Below are 408 nucleotides of genomic sequence, written 5' to 3'. Positions count from 1 at the left end.
ATAGCACCTTATCGCCATCGTGTTTGATGACGATACCGCACATCGCCTCGCATAGGTTACAAGTTCTAAAATGGGTTTGCTCATTGTTTTTGGTTGGCTCATTACTCATCGTCGTGCTCCCTATTATTTTTTATCCGCGTTTTTGCTATGTAAATTCCGTTTAAATCTTTTTATAAATTGGACTGCCTTGATGATTAGCCGCTCATTTCTTGCCATTCTGTGGTAAAGAATTGACTAAAAAGCGCATCGAAATTTGTGCTTAACATCGAGATAGCTTGCTGTCTGCTATAACGCTGCTGATGACAGCCAACTATTAATTCATGGACTTGAGCGGCGGCGATATCGACACAAAGATTGACTTCCGAGCGTTCAAAAGAACATCCAGATAAGGACAATCCTTTTATAAAT

The 408-nt window shown here is 40.2% G+C and carries 1 protein-coding gene; it reads right to left on the bottom strand.

Annotated features, from left to right (window positions below; all coding sequences use genetic code 11):
* Positions 1-194 precede the first annotated feature (194 nt).
* On the bottom strand, positions 195-408 hold a 214-nt coding region (locus AAEZ03_RS26075; RefSeq protein WP_350582639.1), incomplete at its 5' end, for a hypothetical protein.

Source organism: Pseudomonas sp. HY2-MNA-CIBAN-0224, assembly GCF_040310285.1.
In the GTDB taxonomy this organism is placed as follows: domain Bacteria; phylum Pseudomonadota; class Gammaproteobacteria; order Pseudomonadales; family Pseudomonadaceae; genus Aquipseudomonas; species Aquipseudomonas helleri.
The sequence above is the reverse complement of the archived record's forward strand: the minus strand, read 5'-3'. Positions and strand labels throughout refer to the sequence as shown.